Here is a 25,796-nt window from a genome sequence, read left to right on the forward strand (position 1 = left end):
CCGAGCCCGGTGCTCGATCTTCGACCCAAGAAGGTGAGAGAATATGACTATGAACGACGTAAGTCCTCCGGTCGACGACGCGCACGTCACCGCACTCGGATCCTCGGTCGCGAGCGACCTCTTCCAGATCCTGCGCGACGGCCGTCCCCGCACCCGCACCGAGCTCTCGGCCATGACCGGGCTCGCCCGGTCCACGGTCGCGCTGCGCATCGACGCGCTCATGAACCTCGGCCTCGTCGGCCCCGTCGGCGACGCCGTCTCCACGGGCGGGCGCCCGTCGAGCCAGTTCGCGATCACGGCCAGCGGCCGTGTCGTGCTCGGCGTCGACGTCGGCGCCTCGCATGTGCGCCTCGCCGTGAGCGACCTCACCGGCCGCATCCTCGGCGAGAGCGACGACCGCATCCCGGTGTCCGACGGCCCCGAGGCCGTGCTGGGCTGGGTCTCCACGGCGGCGAAGGAGCTGCTCGCGCGCGTCGGTCGCGACGAGCGCGACCTCCTCGCGATCGGCATCGGCCTGCCCGGTCCGGTCGAGCACAGCACCGGCCGCCCCATCAACCCGCCGATCATGCCCGGGTGGGACCGCTTCGACGTGCCCGGCTGGTTCAACGACGTCTTCGACGCGCCCGTGCTCGTCGACAACGACGTGAACATCATGGCGCTCGGCGAGCGCGAGCTCTCGTGGCCCGAGGTCGACCACCTCATCTTCGTGAAGGTCGCCACGGGCATCGGCTCGGGGGTCATCTCGGGTGGCATCCTCCAGCGCGGCGCCCAGGGCACCGCGGGCGACATCGGCCACGTCTACGTCGCGCGCGGCGCCGACGTGCCCTGCACCTGCGGCAACCGCGGATGCCTCGAAGCGCTCGCCTCGGGCCCCGCCATCGCCCGCGAACTGCGCGAGACCGGCCTCGTGGCCGAGTCCAGCCAGGACGTCGTCGACCTCGTGAAGCGCGGCAACATCGACGCCATCCAGTCGGTGCGCCAGGCCGGCCGCGACATCGGCGAGGTGCTCACCACCTGCGTGAGCCTCATCAACCCCTCGGTCATCGTCATCGGCGGCAACCTCGCGCAGGCGGGCGAACACCTCATCGCCGGCGTCCGCGAGATCGTCTACACGCGCTCCATGCCGCTCGCGACCGAGCACCTGCAGATCACGCAGTCCAAGGCCGGGTCGGATGCCGCGGTGCTCGGCGCCTGCATGCTCGCGATCCACCACGCGCTCTCGCCCGAGAGCGTCGAGGCCATGGTCGTGGGCGCGCCGGTGCCCGTGCCCGTGAAGTAGCCACGCCCGTCCGCGGCATGCGCTGCGCACGCGAAGAAGCCCCGGTCGATGCGACCGGGGCTTCCTGCATGCCCGGCGCCCGTCGGCGCCGAAGCGGTGCTGCTCGCCTACTTCGTGCTGAACGCGGCGTCGAAGGCGGCGTCGGGGGCGTCGAACGCGAGCCGGCGCACGAACTCGAGCGCCTCGGGCGCCCCGATGAGGCGGTCCATGCCGGCGTCCTCCCACTCGACCGAGATGGGACCCTGGTAGCCGATCGTGTTGAGCATGCGGAACGCGTCCTCCCACGGCACGTCGCCGTGCCCGGTCGAGATGAAGTCCCAGCCGCGGCGCGGATCGGCCCATGCGAGGTGCGAGCCGAGGCGGCCGTTGCGGCCGTTCACCATGCGCTTGCGCGTGTCCTTGCAATCCACGTGGTAGATGCGGTCCTTGAAGTCCCAGAGGAAGCCCACCGGGTCGAGGTCCTGCCACACCATGTGCGACGGGTCCCAGTTGAGGCCGAACGCCTCGCGGTGACCGATCGCCTCGAGCGTGCGCACGGTCGTCCAGTAGTCGTAGGCGATCTCGGACGGGTGCACCTCGTGCGCGAACCGCACGCCGACCTCGTCGTAGACGTCGAGGATCGGGTTCCAGCGGTCGGCGAAGTCCTGGTAGCCCGCGTCGATGAGCTCCTGCGACACCGGCGGGAACATGGCGACGTACTTCCAGATGGCCGAGCCGGTGAAGCCCACGACGGTCTTCACGCCGAGCTTCGCCGCGAGCCGCGCGGTGTGCTGCATCTCCTCGGCGGCACGCTGCCGCACGCCCTCGGGCTCGCCGTCGCCCCACACGCGGGCCGACAGGATGTCGCGGTGCCGCGAGTCGATCGGATCGTCGCAGACCGCCTGGCCCTTGAGGTGGTTCGAGATCGCCCACACCTTCAACCCGTACCGGTCGAGCAGGGCGAGCCGATCCTCGATGTAGGCGTCGTCATCCCAGCGCCACGGGTCGAGGTGGTCGCCCCAGCAGGCGATCTCGAGTCCGTCGTAGCCCCACTCCGAGGCGAGGCGCGCGACCTCCTCGAGCGGCAGGTCGGCCCACTGGCCGGTGAACAAGGTGATGGGTCTGGTCACGGAATCCTCCTCGATGCGATGTGACGATATGGGTTCAGCCGACGTTCGTCCAGACCCCGCGCTCCTCCGAGCTGCGCTCGACCGCGCCGAGCACGCGCTGCACGTGCAGCCCGTCGGCGAACGACGGCTCGGGCTGCACGCCGGCGGCGATCGCCTCGACGAAGTCCTTGGCCTGGTGGCTGAAGCCGTGCTCGTAACCGAGCATGTGACCGGCGGGCCACCATGCGCCGACGTAGGGGTGCTCGGGCTCGGTCACGAGGATCTTCGTGAAGCCCTGGCGGTCGGCGGGCGCGGCGCCGTCGAAGACGTGCAGCGCGTTCATGTCCTCGAGGTCGAAGGCGATCGCGCCGCTCGAGCCCGAGACCTCGATGCGCAGGGCGTTCTTGCGACCGGTGCTCATGCGCGAGGCGACGTAGGAGCCGAGCGCTCCCCCGTCGAAGCGGCCGGTGAAGAGGGCGACGTCGTCGACGGTCACGGTGCCGACGCCGACGCCGGCGGTGCCGGAGAGCCCCGAGCCCGACTCGAGCAACGGGCGCTCCTTCACGACGGTCTCGATCGTGCCCGCCACGTCGACGAGGCGCTGGCCGGTGATGAACTGGGAGAGGTCGATGGCGTGCGCGCCGATGTCGCCGAGGGCGCCCGAACCGGCGTGCTCCTTCTGCAGGCGCCACGCGAGCGGAGCCTTCTCGTCGACGAGCCAGTCCTGCAGGTACTCGGCGCGCACCTGGCGGATGTCGCCGATGCCGCCGCTCGTCACGATCTCGCGCGCGAGAGCGACCGCGGGGACGCGGCGGTACGTGAAGCCGACCATGGCGTACACGCCCCTGGCGGCGGCCTCCGCGGCCGCCGCGGCCATGGCCTCGGCCTCCTCGACGGTGTTCGCGAGCGGCTTCTCGCACAGCACGTGCTTGCCGGCCGCGAGCGCGGCGATGGCGATCTCGGCGTGCGAGTCGCCGGGGGTGACGATGTCGACCACGTCGATGTCGTCGCGGTCGAGCACCTCGCGCCAGTCGCTCGAGGTCTCGGACCAGCCCCACTTCGATGCGGCGGATGCCACGGAGCCGCCGTTGCGCCCGACGAGGAGCGCCATCTCGGGCGTGGCGGGCAAGTCGAAGAAGCGCGGCGCGACCCGCCATCCCTGCGAGTGGGCGGCACCCATGAATCCGTAGCCGATCATGGCTACCCGCAACGTGGTCATCGTTCTCTCTCTCGTCCCCGGCGAGGGGTGGTCGTGGGACGCCCGCGTCGCAAGCGCGACGCGGGCGTCCGATTCGTCGTGCGGCTGTCCCGGTGAGCGGGCGGACCCTGTCCAGGCGGGTATCGCCCGCTCACCGGCCGCTGATCAGGATGCGAACGCGGTCGGGAGGTACTCGTCCACGTTCTCGGCCGTCACGACGGGTGCGTAGAGCACGATGCGCGTGGGCACGTCCTGCTCCACGAGGTCGCCCAGAGACTTGCCCTGCGCCACGAGTCGCGCGAGCGCGATGCCGTCGGCGCCCTGCGTCGACGGGTAGATGACCGTCGCCTCGAGCACCGAGTCGCCGGACTTGATCTCGTCCATCGCGTTCTTCGAGCCGGCGCCGCCGACCATGAAGAACTCGTCGCGGCCCGCCGCGTCGATCGCGGCGAGGACGCCGACGCCCTGGTCGTCGTCGTGGTTCCAGATGGCGTCGATCTGCGGCGCGGCGGCCAGCAGCTGCGAGGCGGCAGCCTCGCCGCCCTGCACGGTGAAGTCCGCGGCGACGCGGTTGCTGACCTCGAGACCGCAGTCGTCGAGCGCGTCGGCGAAGCCGCGCGACCGGTCCTGCGTGAGGGGCAGCGAGTCGATGCCGGCGATCTCGGCCACGACGGCGTCGGGGTTGTCGCCGATCTTCTCGCAGATGTAGGTGCCGGCGCTGACGCCCATGCCGTAGTTGTCGCCCAGGACGGTGACGCGGGCGGCGAACGGGCTCGAGAACTCGCGGTCGACGTTGATGACCGGGATGCCCGCCTCCATGGCCTTGATCGCGACCTCGGTGAGCGCCGCGCCGTCGGTCGGCAGCAGCACGATCGCGTCCACGCCGTCGTTGATGAAGGTCTCGACCTGGCTGATCTGCAGGTTCGCGTCGTTCGTGCCCTCGGCGACGACGAGCTCCACGTCGTCGTACTTCTCCGCCTCGGCGATGGCGGCCGAGTTGATGGCGCCGAGCCAGCCGTGGTCGGCGGCCGGGCCCGAGAATCCGATGCGGACCGTCTCGCCGCTCTCCGAGTTGTTGGCGTTGTTCGTCGGGCCGGTGTTGGACTCTCCGGTCGAGGCCGTGCAGCCGGTCACGAGGCCCGTGACCGCCAGCATGACGCCCGCGGCGGCCACCAGGTGCCGACGTGAGTGCGCTGTGCGCATGTGCTTCCTCCGTTTCAGTGATTCGCAGACATGCCGGCGGAGACGCGGAGCGCGCGTACCCGGGGAGGGGATCGGCAGCTGCTGTCCACGCTGACAATCGTCACCGTAGCATACGTGCGCGCTCGGTTGTCATCTTTTTATCGTGACTCGTCGTAAGTCGTGATCGACCCGTGATCCCCGTGCTTCATCTCGCGCGCGCGCATGTACGCGTATACGTTCGGGGGTGACAGCCGTCCTGGTACGGGTAGTCGCCGCGGCATGCCATCTGTTATGTTCGTCGCATGATCAAAGGTGATAACACTGCGTCATTACTCGAGATGCGCGGGATCACGAAGGAGTTCGCGGGAGTCCGAGCGCTCTCCGGCGTCGACCTCGAGGTGGTCGCGGGCGAGGTCCACTGCGTGCTCGGCCAGAACGGTGCTGGCAAGTCGACCCTCATCAAGGTGCTCGCCGGCGCGCACCAGCCCGACGGCGGTGAGATCCTCTGGCAGGGCGAGCCGGTGCAGATCGACAATCCGGTCGAGGCGATCAAGCTGGGCGTCGCGACGATGTACCAGGAGCTCGATGTCGTCGACGGGCTGAGCATCGCCGAGAACATCTACCTCGGCCACGAGCTGGCCACGGGCGGGGTGCTCCATCGCGGCCAGGCCGCGAAGCACACCCGCGCGCTGCTGACGCGGCTCGGCCACGGCAACCTCTCCCCCCACCGCGAGGTCGGCACGCTCTCGGCGGCCAACAAGCAGATCGTCAGCATGGCGCGCGCCCTCTCGCACGACGCCAAGCTCATCATCATGGACGAGCCGAGCGCCGTGCTCGACTCCGAGGAGGTCAAGAACCTCTTCCGCGTCGTCCGCGAGCTCACGGCCCAGGGCATCGCGATCATCTACATCTCGCACCGCCTCGAGGAGATCCGCCAGATCGGCGACCGGATCACCGTCATCAAGGACGGCCGGAGCATGGCGACGGGCCTGCAGGTCTCCGAGACCCCGACCCCCGAGCTCATCCGCCTCATGACCGGTCGCTCGGTCGAGAACGTCTTCCCCGAGCGTCGGCCGCTCCCCGCCGACGCGCCGGTCGTGCTGGCGGTCGACGACCTCGGACTCCGGGGCGAGTTCTCCGACGTCTCGTTCGACGTCCGCGCGGGCGAGGTCGTCGGCCTCGCGGGCCTCGTCGGCTCGGGCCGCTCCGAGATCCTCGAGACCGTCTACGGCGCGCGCAAGGCGACGTCGGGCACGGTCTCCGTCGGAGGCAAGCGCCTGAAGGCCGGATCCGTCAACGCCGCGGTCGAGGCCGGCGTCGGGCTCTCCCCCGAGGAGCGCAAGAGCCAGGGCCTCATCCTCGAGGAGCCGATCTTCAAGAACGTGACGCTGGCGACCTTCGCCCGCTTCGCCCGCGCGTCGTTCCTCGACGAGCGCCGCGAGCGCTCGGTCACCCGCGAGCAGATCGAGGCGCTCGAGCTGCGCCCCGCCGACCCCGATCGCGTCACCGGCACACTGTCGGGCGGCAACCAGCAGAAGATCCTCCTCGGCCGCTGGCTCGTGCACGGCACCCGTGTGCTGCTGCTCGACGAGCCGACGCGCGGCGTCGACGTCGGCGCCCGCGCCGAGATCTACGCCCTCATCCGCCGCCTCGCCGACGCCGGGAACGCCATCGTCGTCGTCTCGAGCGAGATCGAGGAGGTCCTCGGGCTCTCCGATCGCGTGCTGGTCATCGCCGACGGGCGCGTCCTGCACACCACCCCCGCCACCGACATCGACGAGCACGGCGTGCTCGACCTCATCATGGAAGGAGTCGCCGCGTGAGCGACCAGACCACCGCCCCCGCCGACGAAGCGACGACCGAAGCCCCGAAATCCGACGAGAGCCTCGCGCGGCGTCTCCTCGGCGGTGCCGTCGGCCGCAACCTCGGCCTCGTCATCGCCCTCCTGCTGCTCGTCGCCGTCGGCGCGATCACCGCGGGCGACCGCTTCTGGAACTTCGAGAACTTCCTGACGATCATCCGCTTCGCCTCGATCATCGGCGTCATCAGCATCGGCATGACGTTCGTGATCACCGCCGGTGGCATCGACCTCTCCGTCGGATCCGTCATGGGCCTCGCGACCGTCGTCGCGTCGCTGTCGTGGGTCCAGGCCGCCTCCGAGCAGACGAGCTGGCTGCTCATGGTCGCCGTCGCCCTCGCGGTCGGCGCCGGAGCCGGGCTCATCAACGGCATCGTGATCGCCTACGGCAAGGTGGTGCCGTTCATGGCGACACTCGCCATGCTCGTCGGCGCACGCGGCCTCGCAGAGCTGCTCTCGAACAAGACGACCCAGATCGTGAACGTCCAGGGGTTCCTCGACTTCTTCCGCGGGGACTTCCTCGGCATCTCGTGGCTCATCTGGATCTTCGTGATCGTCGCCGTCGTCGGCTGGTTCCTGCTCAACCGCACGACCTTCGGCCGTCGCACGGTCGCGATCGGCGGCAACTTCGAAGCCGCCCGCCTCGCCGGCATCCGCGTCAAGCGCCACCTCGTCGCACTGTACGTGCTCGTCGGGCTCACCGCGGGCATCGCCGCGGTCATGATGCTCGGCCGCACCACCGCCGGCACCTCGACCCACGGCCTGCTCTACGAGCTCGATGCGATCGCCGCGGTCGTCGTCGGCGGCACGCTCCTCGTCGGCGGTCGCGGCACCATCGTCGGCACGGTCCTCGGCGTCCTGATCTTCTCGACGCTGACGAACGTGTTCACGCAGAACAACCTCTCCACGTCGGTCCAGGCCGTCGTGAAGGGCGTCATCATCGTGATCGCGGTGCTCCTGCAGCAGCGCTTCGCCTCGCGTCCCGGCGGTCGCAGCTCGAGCTGACGCGGCACCGCCTGGAACGACCAGATGCCCCCGGCCATCGCGCCGGGGGCATCGTCGTGTCCGCGGCATCCGTCATCGGGCGTGGACTCCCCGGAGACGGAAGCGTCCCGGGTCGCACCCGTAACGTGCGACCCGGGACCATGCAGCACCCCTCTACCAAGAAAGGAGCAGCCCCGTCAGCCTAGGCCACTCGGTCGCGGCGCACGTCCCCCAGCACGGGGGTGACGGGGTACACGGCCTCCACGAGGGGTGATCGGATGCCGCGGACCCCGCGGATGCCGCGCAGGACCGTCGATCCGACGGACCGGCCGACCGCTCATGGTCGGGCCGACGGCTCCGGCGAGCCGCGGCATCCGCTGCGCCGTCGCCCCGGACACCCCGCCCCGCGGATCGGGGTACATGCTCGAATGCGCCGCAGCACTCGGAGCAGCACAGCCCCCGGACGCACGAGAACGGGCCCCGGTTCCGAGGAACCGGGACCCGTCCGTCGGGCGGGGCCTACGTCAACTGCGTGAGGTCCGCGATCACCGCCTGCGCGGCGCGGACGACCAGGTCGGCCGCGTCGGCGTCGGTGCGGATCCGGTTGGGGACCTGCGTGACGATGAACTCGAGCTTGCTGATCGCCGTGGCGGTGTCCCCGGCGGCCAGTGCGGCGTCGATCTCCGCCAGCGTGTCACCGAACGACTGCTTCGCGCCGTTGGTGATCCGCTGGTCCGCCGCGAGCGCGGCGAGCAGCGAGCGGATGTCGCTCGTCGACGTGGTGAACGCGAGCTGGTCGAGCTCGACCCCACCGGTGCTCGTCACGTAGAGCCGGTCGGTGCCCTCGGGCACCTCGAGCAGCGGCGACGAGATCTCCTGCCACGCACCGCTCGGGTTCGCGACGTCGATGGTGAGGAAGGCGTCGGCGTCGGCCGAACCCCAGCGGAGCGACAGGGTGCCGGTGCCGATGGCGCGGGCCTCGACGCCGGTGATCCCGATCAGGTTCACCGGGTCGTAGGCGAGCCAGTCACCCGCGTCGAACGACACGACCTTGCGAACGCCGTGGGCCGTCGCGTCGTCGACCACCTCGATGCCGCTGCGCGCGTCCGCGTGCTCGGCCTGGAGGTCGCGCGGGTTGAGCAGCGTCACCGCGTCACCGACGAGGGCCGGAGCCGTGGCGCTGCCGCCGTCGGTGTACGAGGCGCCGATCACGCCGTAGATGTTCTCGGTCTCACCGTGGCCGGCCTCGGACTGGGTCTCGATCACGGCCGTGCACCCCGTGCCCGTGAACAGCGGGTGCGCGTGCGTGTTGTCGTGGCCGAGGCCGTAGCTCCAGAGGACGCGCGAACAGTCGATCGTGGCATCCTCGGGGTCGGTGACCTTCACCTCGAAGGCGACCTTGTCGCCCCAGTCGGTGAACGAGCCGTTCTCGGGGGTGACGATCTCCACGATCGGCGCCGTGTTGCCCACCGTGATGACGACGGAGGTCAGGCTGACCCGGCCGCCGCTGTCGGTCACGCGAACGCGGGCGGTGTACTGGCCGTCCTCGGTGTACGTGTGGCTGATCTCAGCCGGACCGTCGGTGAAGGTGCCCGTGCCCTCGAGGTCCCAGGCGAAGCTGAGCGCGAGGTCGTCGGGGTGCGTGCTGCCGGCGGCCGAGAAGTCGACCGCGAGCGGGCCGTGACCGGACGTCACCGAGGCGGTGAGGTCGGCGCGCGGACCCTTGGTGCCCACGGTGTAGTCGACCCGGTAGAGGCCCGCGTCGGGGTTCGGCCGGAAGAAGCCGTCACCGTAGTCGAGCACGTAGAGCGAGCCGTCGGGGCCGAACTCGAAGTCGATCACGTTGTCCCAGACCGGCATGCCCGCCGCGGTGAGCGCGGAGTTGGGCAGGAAGTCCTGGATCCTGGTGACCGGGCCGTCGGGGTCGTCCTGCGAGAAGGCGAAGACGCGGTCGCGCGAGAACTCGGCCATGAAGGCCTTGCCGTCCCAGTACTCGGGGAACTTCGTCGCCGACTCGTTCTCCTCGTCGTAGCGGTAGGTCGGGCCGCCCATGGGCGCCTGGCCGCCGCTGCCGAACTCGGGCCACGGCTGGTGCGTCGGCTGGTCGCCGTACCAGAGCTGCGGCTCGGTCGCCGACGGAAGCTGCTGGAGCCCCGTGTTGTAGGGCGACGGGTTGATCAGCGTGCCGTTGCAGTCGTACCAGCCGCGCACGGTGAGCGTCTCGTAGTCCCAGTTGCTGTAGTTCGCGTTCGGACCGTGGCAGAAGGGCCATCCGCCGTTCAGCGGGACGGTCGTGGACTGCCACTCGACGTAGCCCATCGGGCCGCGATCCGCGTTCGCCGTGCCCGCGTCGGGGCCGTAGTCGCCCCACGTGACCGCGTTCGTCACCGGGTCGTAGTCGATCCGGAACGGGTTGCGCACGCCCATCACGAAGATCTCGGGCCGGGCGCCTGTCGTGCCGGGCGCGAACAGGTTGCCCGCGGGGATCGCGTACGAGCCGTCGTCCTGCACGTCGATCCGGAGGATCTTGCCTCGCAGGTCGTTCGAGTTGCCGGCGCCGCGACGCGCGTCCAAGCCGGGGTTGAAGCCGGCCCGGTCGTTCATCGGCGCGTAGCCGCTCGCACCCGGCGCGCTCGCGGGCGTGTTGTCGCCCGTGGCGAGCAGCACGTTGCCGTCCTTGTCGAACGCGACGTCGCCGGCGACGTGGCAGCACTGCCCGCGGTTCACCTCGACCTTGATGATGACCTGCTCGGTCGCGAGGTCGAGCGAGCTCGTCGTCGCGTTCCACTTGAAGCGGCTGAGCTGGTTGTAGCCCTTCCACTGGTCCCAGTAGCTCGCGTCCGCGCCCGCGGGCAGCGAGTTCGGCGCCGAGCCGGTGGGCGTCGTGGCGGGGTACGGCGCCGTCATGGTGCGCGGCGCGTAGTAGAGGTAGACCCAGCCGTTCTCCTCGAAGTCGGGGTCGAGGGTGATCGTCTGGAGGCCGTCCTCGGAGTTGGCGTAGACGTCGACGGTGTTGACCACCGTGGTCGTGCCCTGGGCGGGGTCGGTCAGGCGCACCTGGCCGCCGCGCGTCGTGTGGAGCACGCGCGAGTCGGGCAGGACGGCCAGGTCGATCGGCTCGCCGACGTCCTTGGTCAGGGTGACCTTCTCGTAGTTCGCCCAGGTGGTGGCGGCGATCTCGTCTCCGTGATCCTCGCCGTCATGGGCGAAGGCGGTGGCGGGGCTCATGGCGAGCGCCGTCACCGCCAGGAGTCCGCTGAGCGCGAGCGCGCCCAGGCGGAACCGGGGTGTGGACATGGATGTCTCCTTGGTAGAGGGGTGTGGTGGTGCGGATGCCCCGGGGCCGGGGTTACGGTCCGGCCCCGGGGTGTCACGCGACGCGTCGCGCGGTTCGGACCTGCAGGATCAGCCGCGCAGCGACGCCATGTGGGCGTACGACGTGGCCGAGTTCTGCAGCGACAGCGCCGGGCTCGCGGGCGCCGGCACCGTCGACGCGTTGTCCTGCTCGTACATCGAGTTGTGGTACCCCTTGGCGCCGATGCGCTGGAAGAAGGTCGTGAAGTCGATGTTGCCCTGTCCGAACGGCACGATGGTGTAGCCGGCGGCGAGGTCGGGACGCGAGGCGCCGTCCTTGGCGTGGAACAGCGGGAACCGCGTCGTCTGCGCGGCCACGAGGCCCGCGGGGTCGAACAGGTTCGTCGCGGTGCCGCCGTCGGGAGCGGTGTAGTTCTGGAACCGGAACTGCGCCACGTGCGCCCAGTAGATGTCCATCTCCAGGTACACGTAGTTCGGGTCCGTGTTCTGGAGGAACCACTCGAGGCGACGGACGCCGCTCGAACGGGTCGGACGTCCGGCCGCGTCGAGCGGGCCGCTGTCGAGCAGGAAGCTGTACGCCGCATCGTGGTTGTGCGTGTAGAGCTTGAGCCCGTGCGTCGCTGCACGCTCGCCCAGGATGTTCCAACGGTCGGCTGCGGCCTGCCAGTCGGCGAGGTAGCTGCTGCTCGTCGGGTCGTTGCCCGTGCCGATGTGGCCGAAGCCGAGGATGTTCGCGGTCTCGCAGGCGAGGTCGAACGCCGCGAGCGTCGCGTCGGTGATCGTGCCGGGGATCGTGCCGTGGTTGCCCTCGGCCTCGAGCCCGTTGTCGTCGAGCCACCTGCGCATGAGCTGCGCGCCCGCGATGTTGTTGACGTTGCCGCCCTCGGCGTTCGCGTGCTGGCTGTAGCCGGCGAACTCGATCTGCTTGTACCCGATGCGCGACAGCTCCTGGAAGACCTCCTTGAAGCCCGACGGGAGGTCGGTCGTGTTCGGGTCGCGGCTGATCGCGTCGCGGACCGTGTAGAGGATGATGCCCCGCTTGCCGGGCGGGATGAGGGCGCCGTTGCCACCGGGGGCGGCCTTGGCGGCGCCGGCCGCCTGGGCGAGGGCCTGGGCGGGGCTCCCGCCGATCGCCGCCGCGCCGAGGGCGGCCGCCGCGGCCATGCCCGTCGTCGCCGCGAGCAGCTGGCGCCGGGACAGGCCGAGGCTGCGCCCCAGCTGCGGATCGTCGGATCGATCGATCAGATCGCTCATGATGCTCCTTTGCACTGATGTGTTGGGGGAATGCAGCCGTGGCCCACCGGGCCCCGAGTGCCTGACGCCGGCCTGGTTCCCACCGGTCGAGCGCCCCGCGCGAACCGAACGGATCACGCTTTTTCGGACACTACGGCATTTCTCAAGAGGCGGTCAAGCAAAAGACGAGTCTCCGGTTTTGACTTTTGGAATGTTGTCGTCATAAGTGAGGACACGGCTCGCCGAGCCCGGGCATGCCGGACTCCCGGAGGCCCGAACGGGCCTCCGGGAGGGGCGGTGTGGGTTGGCTCAGGCGGCCGCGTCGGCGTCCCGTACGGCCGGCTGCGCGGTGGACGTCTGCGAGCTCGCGGGCTTCTCGCCCTCGTCGCGGATCTCGGTCTTGAGGATGCGCATGGACTGCCCCAGGCTCCGCGCCAGCGCGGGGATCTTCGGGGCTCCGAACAGCAGCAGGATCACGACCACGACGATCAGGGCGTGCCACCCGTTGAGATTGGCGAACATGGGTCTCCTCCGTACTCCATCGTGCGAATCGCGACTCCGTCGCTGCGTTTACAGCTTATGCACAGCGGTCGCCATATGTCCATCGACACGCATGGAACGGCTCTTCGGATCGTCCCTCGTTCACGGGGCAGGAGGCACGGAAATGACCCTCATCAGGGGCGCAGCACCGGCAGGGGCCCGCCCTCGCGAGCCTCAGCCCAGAGGTCGACGCCCTCGGTCGTGCCCGCGAGCGCGTCGATCTCGGCGAGCTCCTCGTCGGAGAAGTCGAGGCGGTCGAGCGCGGCGACGTTCTGGTCGAGTTGCTCGACCCGGCTCACTCCGAGCACGAGGCTCGTGACGCGGTCGTCGCGGAGGGCCCACGCGAGTGCGAGCTGCGGAAGAGACTGGCCCCGACGCTCGGCGATCCGGGTGAGCCCCCTGAGGCGCTCGACGAGCTCCTCGGTGATGACCTCCGAGTCGAGCGAGCCGTCGGTCGACGCACGCGACCCCTCGGGCACGCCCTCGTGATACTTGCCCGAGAGCAGGCCCTGCGCGAGCGCGGTGAACCCGATGATGCCGAAGCCGTGGTCCCCCGCGGCATCCACGAGGCCCTCGGTCTCGATCCAGCGATTGAGCATCGAGTACGACGGCTGGTGGATCGTCAGGGGCACGCCGCGCTCGGCGAGCAGGTCGCGCATGCGCCGCGTGTCCTCGGCCGAGTACGAGGACACGCCGACGTAGAGCGCCTTGCCCTGCTCGACGATCGACGCCAGGGCGCCGGCGGTCTCCTCGACGGGGGTCTCGGGGTCCGGACGGTGGTGGTAGAAGAGGTCGACGTAGTCGAGCCCCAACCGGCGCAGCGAGGCATCCAGTGAAGCGATGACGTACTTGCGGCTGCCACCCACGCCGTAGGGCCCCGGCCACATGTCCCAGCCGGCCTTGGTCGAGACGACGAGTTCGTCGCGGTACGGCGCGAGGTCGGTCGCGAGCAGGCGCCCGAAGTTCGCCTCGGCCGAGCCGTAGGGCGGGCCGTAGTTGTTCGCGAGGTCGAAGTGCGTGATGCCGAGGTCGAAGGCGCGACGCACGATCGCACGCTGTGCGTCGAGGGGCCGGTCGTCGCCGAAGTTCTGCCACAGCCCGAGCGAGAGCACGGGCAGCTTGAGTCCGGATGCCCCGACGCGTCGGTAGGGCATGCGGTCGTAGCGGGCGGGGTCGGCGGTGAAGGTCATGAACCCGATGCTAGACCGGTGCTCACCGACGGCTCACATGATCGCGGAGAAGGCGCTCCACCCTGATCCGACCGTCGTCGCGGGCCCGAGCCCACCGGCGCCGTTGCCCGGGTAGAGCTGGAGTCCGCCGGACGACGTGCGCGCGAGCACGTCGACGAATCCGTCGCCGTTGAAGTCACCTGGGCCGATGATCGGGTTCAGCGCGCCCCAGCCGCCGCCGATCGTGGATCGAGTACCCCAGCCGCCCTGGCCGTTCCCCGGATACAGGTAGAGCGTGCCGTCGGTGCCGCGCGCGAGCACGTCGACCGCGCGGTCCCCGTTGACGTCGCCGGCGCCGACGACGGCGTTCATGATGCCCCACCCCGAGCCGACCTGCACGGGCGTGAGCCAGCCCCCCGACCCGTTGCCCGGGTAGAGGATCATCCGGTAGTCGAGGTCGATCGCGAGCACGTCGACCCGGCCGTCCCCGTTGAAGTCGCCGGGGCCGACGATCGAGCGCATGATGTTCCAGCCGGAGCCGACCTGCGACGGCGCGCGCCAACCGCCGACGCCGTCGCCCGGGTAGAGCAGCAGTCGACCGGTGGTGTCGCGGGCGAGCACGTCGACCTTGCCGTCGCCGTCGAAGTCGCCCGGCACGAGGATCGTCGTCATGACGTTCCAGCCGGTGCCGATCTGGCGGGCGGGCTGCCAACCGCCCGCGCCGTCGCCCGGGTGGAGCCAGAGGTTGCCGGCGGTGTCCCGAGCCATCACGTCGGCTCGGCCGTCGCCGTTGAAGTCATGGCTCGGCCCGGCCGGCTTGACGACCTGGACGGTGTACCGCTGCGAACCCACCGCGGACTGGTTGCCCGCTGTGTCGACGCCGAGGTACCGCAGCTCGAACGACGTCTGCAGCGACAGCGGTGCGCTGTAGATCGGGCTGCTCGTGGTCGGCACCGACCCGTCGACGGAGTAGTGGATGCGGGCGGACTCGTTGGCGGAGAGCGTGATCGACTGGCCCTTGGCGTAGGTGCCGCCGATCGGCGTCGCCGTGATCGCCGGCGGCGTGGTGTCGGGCACCACCACGGTGAACGTTCGAGCCGTCGTACCGGTGTTCCCCAGCGCGTTCGTCGCCTCGACCGTGAACGTGTGCGCGCCCGCGGTCACGCCGGTGTAGGCGCGGGGCGACGTGCACGGCGCGAACGCCTGGGCGTCGAGCTTGCACCGGAAGGTCGCGTTCGTCGTTCCGGGCGCCGAGAACTCGAAGCTCGGCGAAGCCGTCGTCGTCGAGCCGTCGGCGGCCGGCGCGCTGATGACCGGCGCGGGCGCCGCGAAGCTGACCGTGAAGGTCACCGAGCTCGGCGGACTCACTGTTCCCGCGGCATCCACGCCGACGACCTGGAGCGTGTGCGAACCCTCGGTCGTGAAGGTCAGGACGTCGCCCGAGGCGCACGGAGCCTGCTGGCCGCCGCTTGCGGGATCGAGCGTGCACCGGAACGTCGAACCGGGGTCGCCCTGCAGCTGGATGGTGGTCGTGCGGCCGACCGTCTGGCCATTGCTCGGGAGGACGATCGCCGGCGGGCCGGGCACCGAGTAGCTCTGGGACGCGGGCGCCGAGGCGTTCCCGGCGGGATCGACCGCGAAGTAGCGCAGGGTGAAGGAGCCGGTGATCGTGAGCGGCGCCGAATAGACGGGGCTGCTCGCCGTGGGCGCCGAGCCGTCGGTCGTGAAGTGGATCTTCGCGGGCTCGTTCGTCGTCATGGTGATCTGGCGGCCCACCTCGTAGCGCCCGCCGGCGGGCGTGACCGTCACGATCGGCGCCGTGGTGTCGGCGGCCGGCACCCGGTAGACCTGCTGCCCGGCCGCGGAGGCGTTGCCGGCCGTGTCGACCGCGAGGTACCTGAGGGTGAACCCGGCGGTCAGCGTGATGGGTCCGCTGTACACCCGGCTGGTCGTCGTCGGCGCGGTGCCGTCGGTCGTGTAGTAGATGGTCGCCGGCTCGTTGGCGGTGAGCGTGATCGGCTGCCCGACGGCGTACTCCCCGCCGGTGGGCGATGGGGTCACCACGGGCGCGGTCGTATCGGCGGGTCCGCGCCAGGCCTCGAACTCCGCGAGGCCGGCCGCCGTGGTCGTGGCGCTGACGGCCGTGACGTTCAACCGCACGGACGTGACCGTGCGCACCGGGAACGTCACCGTGAGCCCCGCACCGTTGTTCGGGAGCGCCGCGACCGGCACCGTGCCGCCGTCGGAGAACTGGAGCGTCGCGCCCGTGATCTGGTCGGCGGTGTTCGGCCGGTCGTAGAGGGTGATGCCCTCGAGCGGCGTGGGCTTGGGGAAGGTGAACTGGATCCAGCCGCCGGCGCCCTGGTTGTTCGTGACCCATTCGCGGGCGGCATCCATCGGCGCACCGACCGGGTAGCCGTCGGATGCGCGGTCCGCGGCCTGCGACGTCGACTTGGTCGAGGATGCCGCGACGATGACGCCCGTCTCCCGCACGGCGTTCTTCGTCGGTTCGGATGCCACGAGGTACTGGCGCTCCAGCCAGACGTCGTGCGGGTACTCGGGGCAGCCCTCGTTCGGGTTGCCGCACAGGAACTTGTCGTACTCGGCGAACGTGACGAAGGCGTCGATCGTCCCCTGGAGGTCGGGGCCGGTCACGTTCGCGGGATAATCCCAGATCGGGTACCCCTCGTACGCGAGAAGCGTGTGCGGAGCGGTGTACCGGCCGCTGGCGAGGCGCGCGAACATCGCGGTCGCCCAGTGGTCGCTGTGGTCGTCGAGGTTGTTGGGGTTCGTCGACCAGTCCTGGGTGCGCACCGTCTTGGGCGCGAAGCTCGTCATGAGCTGCACGAGGATGTCCCGTACCTCGTTCTTGGTGTACCACTCCTTGTCGTCGACCGTGTGCACGAGCGAGATCTCGCCGTTCCACAGCTTGTGGAGGCTCTCGTAGCCGTATGGGGCGCTGCCACTCCCGTCGAATCCGTCGGGGATCCGCAGGAACACCACGGAGACGTGCGGCGCATCCGTCAGCGTGTGCACGGAGATCGCGCCCGCGGTGACGCCGGCGTTCGCGGCGGTCCAGCGATTCGCGACCCCGGCCATCTGGGCGTACGTCGCGCGGATGCCGGACTCGAGGCTCCCCCAGTACGCGGCGCCCTCGCCCGCCTCGCCGGCGGTGGTGTAGACGACCCGCGTGCAACGGCCGGCCTGGATGTCCTGCAGGATGTGGGGGTTGAGGAAGAGCAGGTCGTCGTCGGTGTGCGCGACCACCGTGAGCGAACCGCCCGTGCACGGCGTGGCGGCCGAGGCCGACGGCGCCGGTCCGGATGTCGCGGGCGAGACGAACTGGGCGACGAACAGCGCCCCGACGACCAGGAGCGCGGCAATGAACCGCGACCACGGTCGGCGGGCTCCCTGGGCGCTCAACGCCCGACGATCATCCAGCGTCTTCGCCATGAACACGAGGCTATAGATTCGTGAATCGGCACGCGACGGGGAGGGGACGGAAACGGACCCCCCGATCAGGGGGACCTCGGCCCGGCGGTGCTGGCGTGTCGCTCGCACACGACGAACGGCCGCCCTCTCGGGCGGCCGTTCGGTCCACGTCGTGCGACAACGGCGCTGGTTGTGGAGATGGGGGGAATTGAACCCCCGTCCATCGCTGAGTTTCCACGCCTTCTCCGGGCGCATCCTGTGAGGCGTTCTGCTCGGCCCCGACTCTTGCCACAGGCACCTGAGTCGACGGGCCCAGCCTGAGGAAAGTCCCGCACGTCGCTCAGGCGACGACGCGCAGCGAGTTCCCTAGATGACGCCAGTGACCGGGGCGGGAACGAACCCGGACTGACGGACTATCGGCCTCGCTTAGGCAGCGAGGGCGAAGTCGGACTGCTTCTTATTGGCAGTTATTGTTTCGCAGGGAGCGTTCACGAGATAACCCTGCATCCTCGGCCCGCTTCTCGTGGGCGCACAGGCGATGTCGAAACCGATCATCCCCATGTGGCACCGCGCCGGTCGGAACCGGTTCGGAGGGCCGTTGTCGCACGCTGTGGAGTTTCCAAGTCCCGCATCTCGAGAGCCCATCGCTCGGGGTCCGCGGCCTTACAGGATACAACGGACCGGACGTCGGTGTCATTCCACGCCAAGGACCAGCGCTCGGCAATCGTTCATCCGGCCGTAACCCACGGCCTGCGCGATGCCCGTAGCGTCCCGGCATGGGAAGTTCGGGAGCCGCGTGATCGGCCGCGTCGATCCGTTCATCGGCACGGAGGTCACCGACCTGTTGCCACCCACCGGCATCGCGGCCACGTGGTGGTGGCCGAAGCCGCAGGTGGGCAACACGCATCCGGGCGCGACGTATCCGCTCGGGATGGTCTCCGCGTGCGCGTACTCGGGCGCCTACCCCACCGGCTACGGACGCTACGACCTCAGCACCGAGGGCGTGCCGACGACCATCCACGACGACGCCGTGGCATCCGGATTCACGCATTTCCAGCAGTCGGGCACCGGGGCGATCCGCAAGTACTACAACTACTTCCGGGTCACGCCCATGCTCGAGCCGCTCGATGTGCTCGGTCGCACCTGGCGCCTGGTCGACGAGGAGGCGGAGCCCGGGTACTACGCCGCGACGCTCGAGAGCGGCATCCGCGCCGAGCTCACGGTGGGGCCGAAGAGCGCGGTGCACCGCTACACGTTCCCGCGCAACCGCAACGCCCGCGTGGTGATCGACTTCTCGCTCGGCGGCCTCGCCATCCCCCACGGCGAGACGATCCCGCTCCGCGCGCACCTCGAGTCGATCGGGCCGGGCGTCGCGCAGGGCGAGATCGTGGTGGAGGGCGCGCCGCTCGCGGTGTACGTGGAGTGCGACGCGCGATCGTGGCGGCAGATGCTCTGGTACGACCGCCGGCTCATGCCGGGTGGCACCCGACTGGCGTTCGACCACATCCGGCCGACGACGCTGCGGCCGTTCGGGCTCATGTGGGCGGGGCCGAGCGATGCCGGTCAGACGGTCGAGGTGCGCATCGGCTTCTCGCTGCGGGGCGTGGAGCAGGCCCGTGAGAACCTGCGGCGCGACTGCGGCGTCGGGCCGGCGCGGTTCCCGCAGCGCCGCGATCGCACGAAGAAGGCGTGGCGCCGGCAGCTGAAGGCGATCGCCGTCGACACGCCCTCGGCCGAGCGCGAGACGGTCTTCTCGACGGCGCTCTACCACTCGCTCATCAAGCCGTGCCTCGCGCCCGAGGAGAGCCCGTTCTGGCCGTCCGATGGCCCGTTCGTCTACGACCTCTCCACGATGTGGGACATCTACCGCACCCAGCTGCCGCTCGTCACCGCGCTGATGCCCGACCGAGCGGTCGAGCTCGGCACGGCCCTCCTCACGATCTGCGAGGAGGAGGGCAACTTCCCCATCGGCTACCGCATGGCGCGCGGCAGCGACCGGTTCTCGCGGCAGGGCAGCGCGCTGGCGCAGACGTTCCTCGCCGACCTGTGCGGCCTCGGGCTGCCCGGCATCGACTGGGACTGGGCGCTCGTGCACATGCACACCGACCTGCGCCGCACCTACGGCGAGGACTTCCTGCTGCGCGGCGTCGCGCATCCGATCAGCCACACGCTCGACCTGGCCTACGGGTACTGGTGCACGGCGGGCATCGCCGAACGCGTCGGCGATCGCGACCTCGTCGAGCAGTTCCGCACCCTCGCCGCGCGCTGGGTGAACGCGTTCGACGACGCCACGGGCCTCCTGCAGGACTCGACGTTCTACGAGGGCAGCCGCCACAACTACTCGTTCCGGCTGCTGCACGACATGCGCAACCGCATCGGCCTCGCCGGCGGCGACGACGCCTTCGTGCGCATGCTCGACGCGTTCTTCGGCTACGGCGCCGAGCCCGTGCGCCAACCGGGCGTGCGCCCGGGGCTCGAGGAGCTCGCGAACGGGTACGCGCTCGGCCGGTTCGAGGGCCTCAACAACGAGCCCGACATGGAGGCTCCATGGGCCTACCACTACGCCGGACGCCCCGACCGCACCGCCGAGGTCGTGCACGCCGCGGTGCACCAGCAGTTCGGCACCGGCCGCGGCGGCCTGCCCGGCAACGACGACTCGGGCGGCCTCAGCTCCTGGTACGTGTGGGCGTCGCTCGGGCTGTTCCCGGTCGCGGGGCAGAACCTGTTCCTCGTCAACGCCCCGTCGTTCGCGGAGTCCGAGCTGCGCCTCGGCGACGGCGAGCTGCGCATCGAGACCACGGGGTTCGTCGAGCCCGAGCGCGACGGGCCGACGCAGTACGTGCAGTCCGCCACGTTCAACGGCGTCCCGCTCGAGCGCACCTGGTTACGCGGGGACGACGTGCACCGCGGCGGCCGATTGCGCATCGAGCTCGGCCCCGAGCCGAGCGCCTGGGGTCGCGACGGCCGACCGCCGTCGGCCTCCGATCCGTGAGCACGGATGCCGCGACCGCCCGCGCCCGACCCGCTGCCCAGACCAGACCATCGCCCCGCAGACTATCGCCCACCGACCAGGAAGGACGAGCCCCATGACCGCCAAGCCCCGCACCCGACTCGTCATCGTCAACCGCGCCGACCCCGTCATCTGCGGCCACTCGGTCGAGGGACGCAACCTCGCCGAGGCGGCCCTCGAGCGCGGCTTCGACGAGGTGCGCATCGTGACCTGGCCGATCGACCGCCTCGAGGCGACCGGCCTGCCGCTGAAGCCGCTCGATCGCATGCTCCCCTACAGCGAGGGCATCATCGTCGAGCGCCCCGAGCCCGTCGGCGACTACAAGGTACCCGACGGGCGCTGGCTCGCGGGTATCACGGGCCGTCTCGTCGAGCTCTTCACCGACGGCGTGCCCACCGTGTGCCTCTCGCTCTACCTCAGCCCGCACACCGTCGCGGTCACCGATGCCGTGCGCGCCGCGTGGAGCACGGGCCTGCCCGTGAACGTCACGACGATCGCCGAGGCGGTGGGGTCGGATGTCACGAACGTCGTCCGCTCGTGCGTCGAGGAGGGCCGGTTCGGGGCCGCCGCCCACATCCTCTCGAGCTACCTCGCACAGGACCACTGCGTGGCCGTCTCGGAGTACACCCGCGACCTCATCGTCGCCGCGGCATCCGAGATCGACGCGTTCCACGGCACGCGGTTCGCCGACCAGTGCCGCGAGCGCATCCGCATCTCGTACCCGGCGATCGACACGTCGCAGTACCTCGACCTCGACCCCGCGCTCGTCGACGGCGTGCTCGCGGCCCGCGGACTCGAGCGCGACGGCTACGTCTTCTTCCTCTCGCGCCTCACCAGGGCGAAGGGCGTCGACGACCTCATCGCCGGCTTCGAGCGCACGCCCGCGAACGCCCGGCTCAAGCTCGTGATCGCTGGCCGAGGGCCGGATGCCGCGTGGTTCCAGCGGCTCGCCGCCGCCTCGCCGGTCGCCGACCGCATCGTCTTCCTCGACGACGTCGACGACGCCGAGAAGCCCTTCCTCATGGCCGGATGCGCCGCCTACGTGCTGCCGAGCAAGCCGCGACCCGAGTTCGTCGAGACGTTCGGCATCGCCCTCGCGGAGCAGATGCTCGCAGGCGGCGGCGCGGTGATCACGACGGAGACGGGCGGGATCGGCGAGGCCGTCGGCGACCACGCCTTCATCGTGCCCGTCGACGATCCCGACGCGATCGCGGCCGCGATCGATGAAGCGCTCGCGCTGCCCGTCGGGGAGCGAGCCGCGCGGGCCGAGCGGGCTCGCGCGTACGCGCTGCAGTTCGACCGGATGGCCGTGTTCGACCGGCTCTTCGACGCGGCCGGGGTGCTCCCCGCACGCCAGCCCGCCTGAGCCTCGGCGGCGCGGTCGGCCCCGGCACGTATGCTGAGGTCGGCCGCCCCGCGTGCGGCCGCGGACGCCTCACGTCGCCCGCCGCTCGCCGTCGAGAGGGGACCACATGCCGACCACGATCGCCGTCACCGGACGCGCCGAGGAGCGCATCGCCCCCGAGCTGGGGGCCGTGACGCTCTCGGTCGGCGGCTCGGGCGCCGCACGCGAGCACGTCTACGGCCGCACGAGCGCTGCGCACGAGCGCCTGCTCGCCCAGGTGCGCGAGCTCGAGGCATCCGGTGCACTCGACACCTGGTCGGCCGGCCAGCTGCGCGTGTGGTCGTACCGGCCGTGGAACAACGAGGGCCGGCAGCTGCCGGTCGTGCACCAGGCGAGCGCCGACGTCGAGGTCGTGTTCAGCGACCTCTCCCGCATCGGCGAGTGGGTCGGCGAGGCGGCGGGTTCCGACGAGATCACGATCGGCGGCATCGACTGGCGCCTCACCGAGGCCACGCGTCGTCGCGTGCAGGAGGCCGCGCAGCGCGCGGCCGTCGCCGACGCCGTGACGAAAGCCCAGGTCTACGCGTCGGCGCTCGGGCTCGGCACGCCCACTCCCGTGGAGCTGGCCGACCAGGGCCTGCTCGCCGTGCAGCCCGGCCCGCCGATGCCGAAGGCCATGATGATGCGCGCCGTCGCCGACGTCGGCAGCGCCGCGCCCACCGAGTTCGCGCCGCAGGAGCTCGTGATCGAGGCCGCCGTCGACGCCCGCTTCACCGCCGACCCGGCCTGAGAACCCTCAGCGCCCGCCGTCGATGAGCAGCGCCTCCAGCGCCGCCAGCTCGTGCAGCGTGAGCCCCGACGCGAGCAGGTACTCGCGCGTCGAGCCGTGCGCGCGCTCGACCGTGTCGATCACGCCCTCGAGCGCCTCACGCGGGCTGCCGCCCATGAGCACGCGCAGCTCGGGGGTGTCGGGCACGCCGTAGCGGCCGATCATGGTCACCATGTCTTCCAGCCACTCGCCGGCGAGATTGCCCTCGGTGCGCGCGTAGTCCTCGACGACGGCGTCGCGGTCGACGCCCACCGCCAGCAGCGTGAGTGCGACGACGATGCCCGTGCGGTCCTTGCCGGCGGTGCAGTGCACGACGACCGAGCGCTCCCCCGCGCTCGAGATCTCGCGCAGCGCTCCCACGACGACGGGCGCGTGCTGGGTCACGATCCGGTCGTAGAGCGCGTCGAGCGAGATGCCGCCGCGGCCCTGCGAGGCGCCCGAGCCCTCGAAGACCGGCAGTCGCAGCACCTCGACGTCGAGTCCGTCGAGGTCGTCGGGCATGACCGCGGCCTCGTTCTCGTCGCGCAGGTCGATGACGATGCCGATGCCGAGCTCGCGCAACGCGGCGCGCCCGTCGGCGCCGAGGCGGTGGAGCCCGTCGGACCGGAACAGCACCCCGTCGCGCACCGTGCCGGTCTTCGCCGGCAGCCCGCCGACGTCGCGGAAGTTGTACGTGCCGGGAACCGGGATGCGGGTCGAGGTCTCCATCGCGATGAGCCTACCCCTGCGTGCCGACACGTCGGCTGGGAGGCATCCGGGAAGCCCGACGCCTCCTCACGCCGACTGCCTGGCGGGAATTCGGTCCTCGAGCCACCTGACGAGACCGGCCGCGCCCTCGGCCCGCCGGATCTCGTCGGCGATCCGCGCGGCCGCGTCGCGGTAGGACGGGTCGGCGAGCACCTGGTCGACCGCGTCGGCGATCCGGTGCTCGGCGGGGACCTTCTTGCCCAGGTCGATCCCGACGCCCGACCACGACACGCGCGCAGCGGTCTCGACCTGGTCGCCGAAACCGGAGCCGACGACGATCGGCACGCCATGGGCGAGTGCCTCGTTCACGGTGCCGAATCCGCCGTTCGTGACGAGGACCGCGGTGCGATCGAGCAGGAGGCCGTACGGCAGGTACGCGGCTGCGAACGCGTTGGCAGGCAACGACGGCAGCGTCGCCTGGTCGCGCCCACCGGTCGCGACCACGACCTGCACCGGCCGGTTCGCGAGCGCCCGCACGACCGGCCCGATGAGGCGTTCGGGATCGTCGTTGAAGGCCGTCCCCTGCGTGACGTGCACGATCGGCCGGTCGTCGAGCCGGCCCCACCACTCGGGCAGCTCGCCGAGGGCGGGCAGCGACGGCGAGGGCGGGCCGAAGAACGCGAGGTTCGACGGGGCATCCGACCGGGGGTACTCGAAGCCGGGCACCGAGAACTGGGCGAGGAGGTCGTAATCGACGACGGCGTCGAAGAAGAGCCGGTCCCCGAGCGGCGGACCGCCGATGGCGTCGACGAGTTCCGCCGCCGACTTCTGGAGCGGCCGGAGCAGCACCGTGCGTGTCACGGCAGCGAGCCGACGGTACTTCCGTCGCTGCCGGTCGGACGTCGGCGGAGGCAGGCCGGGCCCGAAGGGCGCGGTGTCACGGCTGCTGATCATGAGGGGGAAGACCGAGCACCCCACGACCCACGGGCGCTCCCCCGGTGGCCCGTCGAGCAGGGCCCGCATGCCGAGGAACGAGAGCTCGCCGACGACCGCGTCGGCGGGCTCGGCGGCGATGAGTCGCTCGAGCAGCGCCGCCTGGGCGGGTACGGCGCCGAAGAACACGTGTCGCACGTGGTTGAGGCTCGCCCGGCCGTTCCGCGGCGGCGTGAGCACCACGTCGAACTCGGGGGTGAGTGCGATGAACTCGGCACCGGTCGCGGCGACGTCGGCGGCGAAGGGCTTGCCGGTGACGAACCGGACGCGCCAGCCGCGTCGCACGAGCTCGGCCGAGACGGCGAGCATCGGCCGCACATGGCCGAATGCCGGGGCACTGCAGACGATTGCGGATGGCATGGCGACCCCTCATTTGGCTTGCATTTGGTAGTATTCACCTGTTCGCAATACCAGTCAATAGGATGCGAGGAATTCTCGTTGACTCCGAGAGGCTATGACTCCGCACTTCGGCGCGGCCAGGCCGCCGAGACCCGACGCCGGGTCATCCGTGCCGCCCTGGAGCTGTTCGCCCGTGACGGCTACGGCGCCACCTCGATCGCCCGCATCGCCGAGGCCGCCGGCGTCTCGGTCGAGACCGTGCGCACCGTCGGCCCGAAGCGCCGGCTGCTCGAGGAGGCCACCGTGCTGGCGACCTTCGGCGAGGACATGCACGCCGACGTGCTCGACATCGACCGCGACGGCGCCCGCATGGGCGTCGACGTGACCGACGCCGCGGGCTGGCTCCGGACGATGAGCGACATCATCGCCCGGCTCAACGTCGAGGCCGCCGGCATCTTCCGCGCGTTCGCCTCGGCCGCCGCAGACGACCCCGACATCGCGGCCGCGTGGGCCGCCCAGCAGCGCACCGTGCGGGCGAACTGGGGCGGCTTCGTGGCCTGGCTCGACGGCAAGGGCTGGATCACGTCCGACACCGACCGCGACGACCTCGCGACGAGCGCGTGGCTGCTCACCCTCGCCGACTCGTACTCGCGGATCTCCGCTTCGGGCGTCGACGACGAGCGCTACCGGCACTGGCTCGAGGCGTCCCTGCGCGACCTGCTGTTCCCGGGAATGGGCCGCGCCTGAGCCGGCCCGCGAGCGCGACGCGCGGCGGGCGACTACTCGCCGAGGTTCCGCCGGCTCGCGATGGCGCGGTCGGCCTCGCGCTTGTCCTGCCGCTCGCGCAGCGCCTGGCGCTTGTCGTACTCGCGCTTGCCCTTCGCCACCGCGAGCTCCACCTTGGCCCGGCCGTCGCTGAAGTAGATCGACAGCGGGATGAGCGTGTACCCGCCGTCCTTCGTACGGTGGCTGATCTTGATGATCTCCTGCTTGTGCAGCAGCAGCTTGCGCTTGCGCCTCGGGGCGTGGTTGTTCCACGTGCCCTCGGTGTACTCGGGGATGTGCACGGCGTCGAGCCACATCTCGCCGTTGTCGATGAAGGCGTAGCCGTCGACGAGCGACGCGCGCCCCTCGCGCAGCGACTTCACCTCGGTGCCGGTGAGCACGATGCCCGCCTCGTACGTGTCCTCGATGAGGTAGTCGTGGCGCGCCCGGCGGTTGGTCGCGACGACCTTCTGACCGCGTTCCTTGGGCACGACGTGCTCCTTCGTTCGAGTTCGAGCGCCCCGGGGCATCCGAGGCAGCCTCTCACTCT

Annotated in this window: 18 protein-coding genes and 1 other RNA gene; 7 read left to right on the forward strand and 12 right to left on the reverse strand. The window is 70.7% G+C overall.

Annotation, left to right across the window (positions count from 1 at the left end):
- Positions 1-49 precede the first annotated feature (49 nt).
- On the forward strand, positions 50-1,279 hold the full coding sequence (locus ACWEOH_RS17675; protein ID WP_452033175.1) for an ROK family protein: 1,230 nt from the start codon (positions 50-52) through the stop codon (positions 1,277-1,279).
- Between the two features lie 107 nt (positions 1,280-1,386).
- Here the strand turns inward: ACWEOH_RS17675 and ACWEOH_RS17680 are convergent, their stop codons facing one another.
- The 3 genes from ACWEOH_RS17680 to ACWEOH_RS17690 all read right to left on the reverse strand — a co-directional run bounded on the left by ACWEOH_RS17680 (position 1,387) and on the right by ACWEOH_RS17690 (position 4,768).
- Entirely contained in the window at positions 1,387-2,388 is a 1,002-nt protein-coding gene (locus tag ACWEOH_RS17680) for a sugar phosphate isomerase/epimerase family protein (protein WP_452033176.1), read from the reverse strand.
- Between the two features lie 34 nt (positions 2,389-2,422).
- Entirely contained in the window at positions 2,423-3,586 is a 1,164-nt protein-coding gene (locus tag ACWEOH_RS17685; protein ID WP_452033178.1) for a Gfo/Idh/MocA family protein, read from the reverse strand.
- A gap of 144 nt (positions 3,587-3,730) precedes the next feature.
- Positions 3,731-4,768 (reverse strand): substrate-binding domain-containing protein, encoded by a 1,038-nt coding sequence (locus ACWEOH_RS17690; RefSeq protein ID WP_452033180.1) that lies wholly within the window; start codon positions 4,766-4,768, stop codon positions 3,731-3,733.
- A 281-nt stretch (positions 4,769-5,049) separates the two neighbouring features.
- Here ACWEOH_RS17690 and ACWEOH_RS17695 point away from each other — a divergent pair, with 281 nt between their 5' ends.
- Positions 5,050-6,570, forward strand: a complete 1,521-nt coding sequence (locus tag ACWEOH_RS17695; protein WP_452033182.1) for a sugar ABC transporter ATP-binding protein — start codon at positions 5,050-5,052, stop codon at positions 6,568-6,570.
- Positions 6,567-7,610 (forward strand): ABC transporter permease, encoded by a 1,044-nt coding sequence (locus tag ACWEOH_RS17700; RefSeq protein WP_452033184.1) that lies wholly within the window; start codon positions 6,567-6,569, stop codon positions 7,608-7,610. The genes ACWEOH_RS17695 and ACWEOH_RS17700 overlap by 4 nt, the downstream gene beginning before the upstream one ends.
- 498 nt (positions 7,611-8,108) lie before the next feature.
- Here the strand turns inward: ACWEOH_RS17700 and ACWEOH_RS17705 are convergent, their stop codons facing one another.
- The 6 genes from ACWEOH_RS17705 to ssrA all read right to left on the reverse strand — a co-directional run bounded on the left by ACWEOH_RS17705 (position 8,109) and on the right by ssrA (position 17,837).
- A complete protein-coding gene (locus ACWEOH_RS17705) occupies positions 8,109-10,886 on the reverse strand; it encodes a PQQ-dependent sugar dehydrogenase (protein WP_452033186.1) in 2,778 nt (925 codons plus the stop codon).
- A gap of 108 nt (positions 10,887-10,994) precedes the next feature.
- Positions 10,995-12,158, reverse strand: coding sequence for a sugar phosphate isomerase/epimerase family protein (locus ACWEOH_RS17710; protein ID WP_452033188.1), 1,164 nt, complete (start codon positions 12,156-12,158; stop codon positions 10,995-10,997).
- A gap of 288 nt (positions 12,159-12,446) precedes the next feature.
- Complete coding sequence (tatA, locus tag ACWEOH_RS17715) at positions 12,447-12,659, reverse strand: twin-arginine translocase TatA/TatE family subunit (RefSeq protein ID WP_452033190.1); 213 nt, start codon at positions 12,657-12,659, stop codon at positions 12,447-12,449.
- Positions 12,660-12,811: 152 nt separating this feature from the next.
- Positions 12,812-13,867 carry an L-glyceraldehyde 3-phosphate reductase gene (gene mgrA / locus ACWEOH_RS17720; protein ID WP_452033192.1) on the reverse strand — a complete coding sequence of 352 codons (1,056 nt, stop codon included), beginning with the start codon at positions 13,865-13,867 and terminating at the stop codon, positions 12,812-12,814.
- 33 nt (positions 13,868-13,900) lie between these two features.
- Complete coding sequence (locus ACWEOH_RS17725) at positions 13,901-17,299, reverse strand: chitobiase/beta-hexosaminidase C-terminal domain-containing protein (RefSeq protein ID WP_452033194.1); 3,399 nt, start codon at positions 17,297-17,299, stop codon at positions 13,901-13,903.
- Between the two features lie 169 nt (positions 17,300-17,468).
- Positions 17,469-17,837, reverse strand: a transfer-messenger RNA (tmRNA) gene (gene ssrA, locus ACWEOH_RS17730).
- A gap of 237 nt (positions 17,838-18,074) precedes the next feature.
- On the opposite strand from ssrA, the gene ACWEOH_RS17735 reads away from it, so the two are divergent.
- From ACWEOH_RS17735 to ACWEOH_RS17745, 3 genes are all read left to right on the forward strand, one after another.
- Positions 18,075-20,270 (forward strand): glycoside hydrolase domain-containing protein, encoded by a 2,196-nt coding sequence (locus ACWEOH_RS17735; RefSeq protein ID WP_452033196.1) that lies wholly within the window; start codon positions 18,075-18,077, stop codon positions 20,268-20,270.
- A 94-nt stretch (positions 20,271-20,364) separates the two neighbouring features.
- Positions 20,365-21,654 (forward strand): glycosyltransferase, encoded by a 1,290-nt coding sequence (locus ACWEOH_RS17740; RefSeq protein ID WP_452033198.1) that lies wholly within the window; start codon positions 20,365-20,367, stop codon positions 21,652-21,654.
- A 106-nt stretch (positions 21,655-21,760) separates the two neighbouring features.
- Entirely contained in the window at positions 21,761-22,423 is a 663-nt protein-coding gene (locus ACWEOH_RS17745; protein ID WP_452033200.1) for an SIMPL domain-containing protein, read from the forward strand.
- Between the two features lie 6 nt (positions 22,424-22,429).
- On the opposite strand, the gene ACWEOH_RS17750 is transcribed toward ACWEOH_RS17745, so the two are convergent.
- On the reverse strand, positions 22,430-23,170 hold the full coding sequence (locus ACWEOH_RS17750; RefSeq protein WP_452033202.1) for a tyrosine-protein phosphatase: 741 nt from the start codon (positions 23,168-23,170) through the stop codon (positions 22,430-22,432).
- Positions 23,171-23,236: 66 nt separating this feature from the next.
- Entirely contained in the window at positions 23,237-24,502 is a 1,266-nt protein-coding gene (locus ACWEOH_RS17755) for a glycosyltransferase (protein ID WP_452033204.1), read from the reverse strand.
- A gap of 78 nt (positions 24,503-24,580) precedes the next feature.
- Between ACWEOH_RS17755 and ACWEOH_RS17760 the strand changes: the two genes are divergently transcribed.
- Complete coding sequence (locus tag ACWEOH_RS17760) at positions 24,581-25,228, forward strand: TetR/AcrR family transcriptional regulator (protein WP_452033206.1); 648 nt, start codon at positions 24,581-24,583, stop codon at positions 25,226-25,228.
- A 32-nt stretch (positions 25,229-25,260) separates the two neighbouring features.
- Here the strand turns inward: ACWEOH_RS17760 and smpB are convergent, their stop codons facing one another.
- Positions 25,261-25,737, reverse strand: a complete 477-nt coding sequence (gene smpB / locus ACWEOH_RS17765; RefSeq protein ID WP_376955258.1) for an SsrA-binding protein SmpB — start codon at positions 25,735-25,737, stop codon at positions 25,261-25,263.
- Between the last annotated feature and the right edge of the window lie 59 nt (positions 25,738-25,796).

The organism is Agromyces sp. NPDC004153, assembly GCF_053603635.1.

Bases quoted from the DNA above. Each gene is read 5' to 3' on its own strand.
- ACWEOH_RS17705 (WP_452033186.1), bottom strand. From the start codon at position 10,886: ATGTCCACACCCCGGTTCCGCCTGGGCGCGCTCGCGCTCAGCGGACTC.
- ACWEOH_RS17725 (WP_452033194.1), bottom strand. From the start codon at position 17,299: ATGGCGAAGACGCTGGATGATCGTCGGGCGTTGAGCGCCCAGGGAGCC.
- ACWEOH_RS17675 (WP_452033175.1), top strand. From the start codon at position 50: ATGAACGACGTAAGTCCTCCGGTCGACGACGCGCACGTCACCGCACTC.
- ACWEOH_RS17740 (WP_452033198.1), top strand. From the start codon at position 20,365: ATGACCGCCAAGCCCCGCACCCGACTCGTCATCGTCAACCGCGCCGAC.
- tatA (WP_452033190.1), bottom strand. From the start codon at position 12,659: ATGTTCGCCAATCTCAACGGGTGGCACGCCCTGATCGTCGTGGTCGTG.
- ACWEOH_RS17690 (WP_452033180.1), bottom strand. From the start codon at position 4,768: ATGCGCACAGCGCACTCACGTCGGCACCTGGTGGCCGCCGCGGGCGTC.
- ACWEOH_RS17710 (WP_452033188.1), bottom strand. From the start codon at position 12,158: ATGAGCGATCTGATCGATCGATCCGACGATCCGCAGCTGGGGCGCAGC.
- ACWEOH_RS17745 (WP_452033200.1), top strand. From the start codon at position 21,761: ATGCCGACCACGATCGCCGTCACCGGACGCGCCGAGGAGCGCATCGCC.
- mgrA (WP_452033192.1), bottom strand. From the start codon at position 13,867: ATGACCTTCACCGCCGACCCCGCCCGCTACGACCGCATGCCCTACCGA.
- ACWEOH_RS17755 (WP_452033204.1), bottom strand. From the start codon at position 24,502: ATGCCATCCGCAATCGTCTGCAGTGCCCCGGCATTCGGCCATGTGCGG.
- ACWEOH_RS17685 (WP_452033178.1), bottom strand. From the start codon at position 3,586: ATGACCACGTTGCGGGTAGCCATGATCGGCTACGGATTCATGGGTGCC.
- ACWEOH_RS17695 (WP_452033182.1), top strand. From the start codon at position 5,050: ATGATCAAAGGTGATAACACTGCGTCATTACTCGAGATGCGCGGGATC.
- ACWEOH_RS17750 (WP_452033202.1), bottom strand. From the start codon at position 23,170: ATGGAGACCTCGACCCGCATCCCGGTTCCCGGCACGTACAACTTCCGC.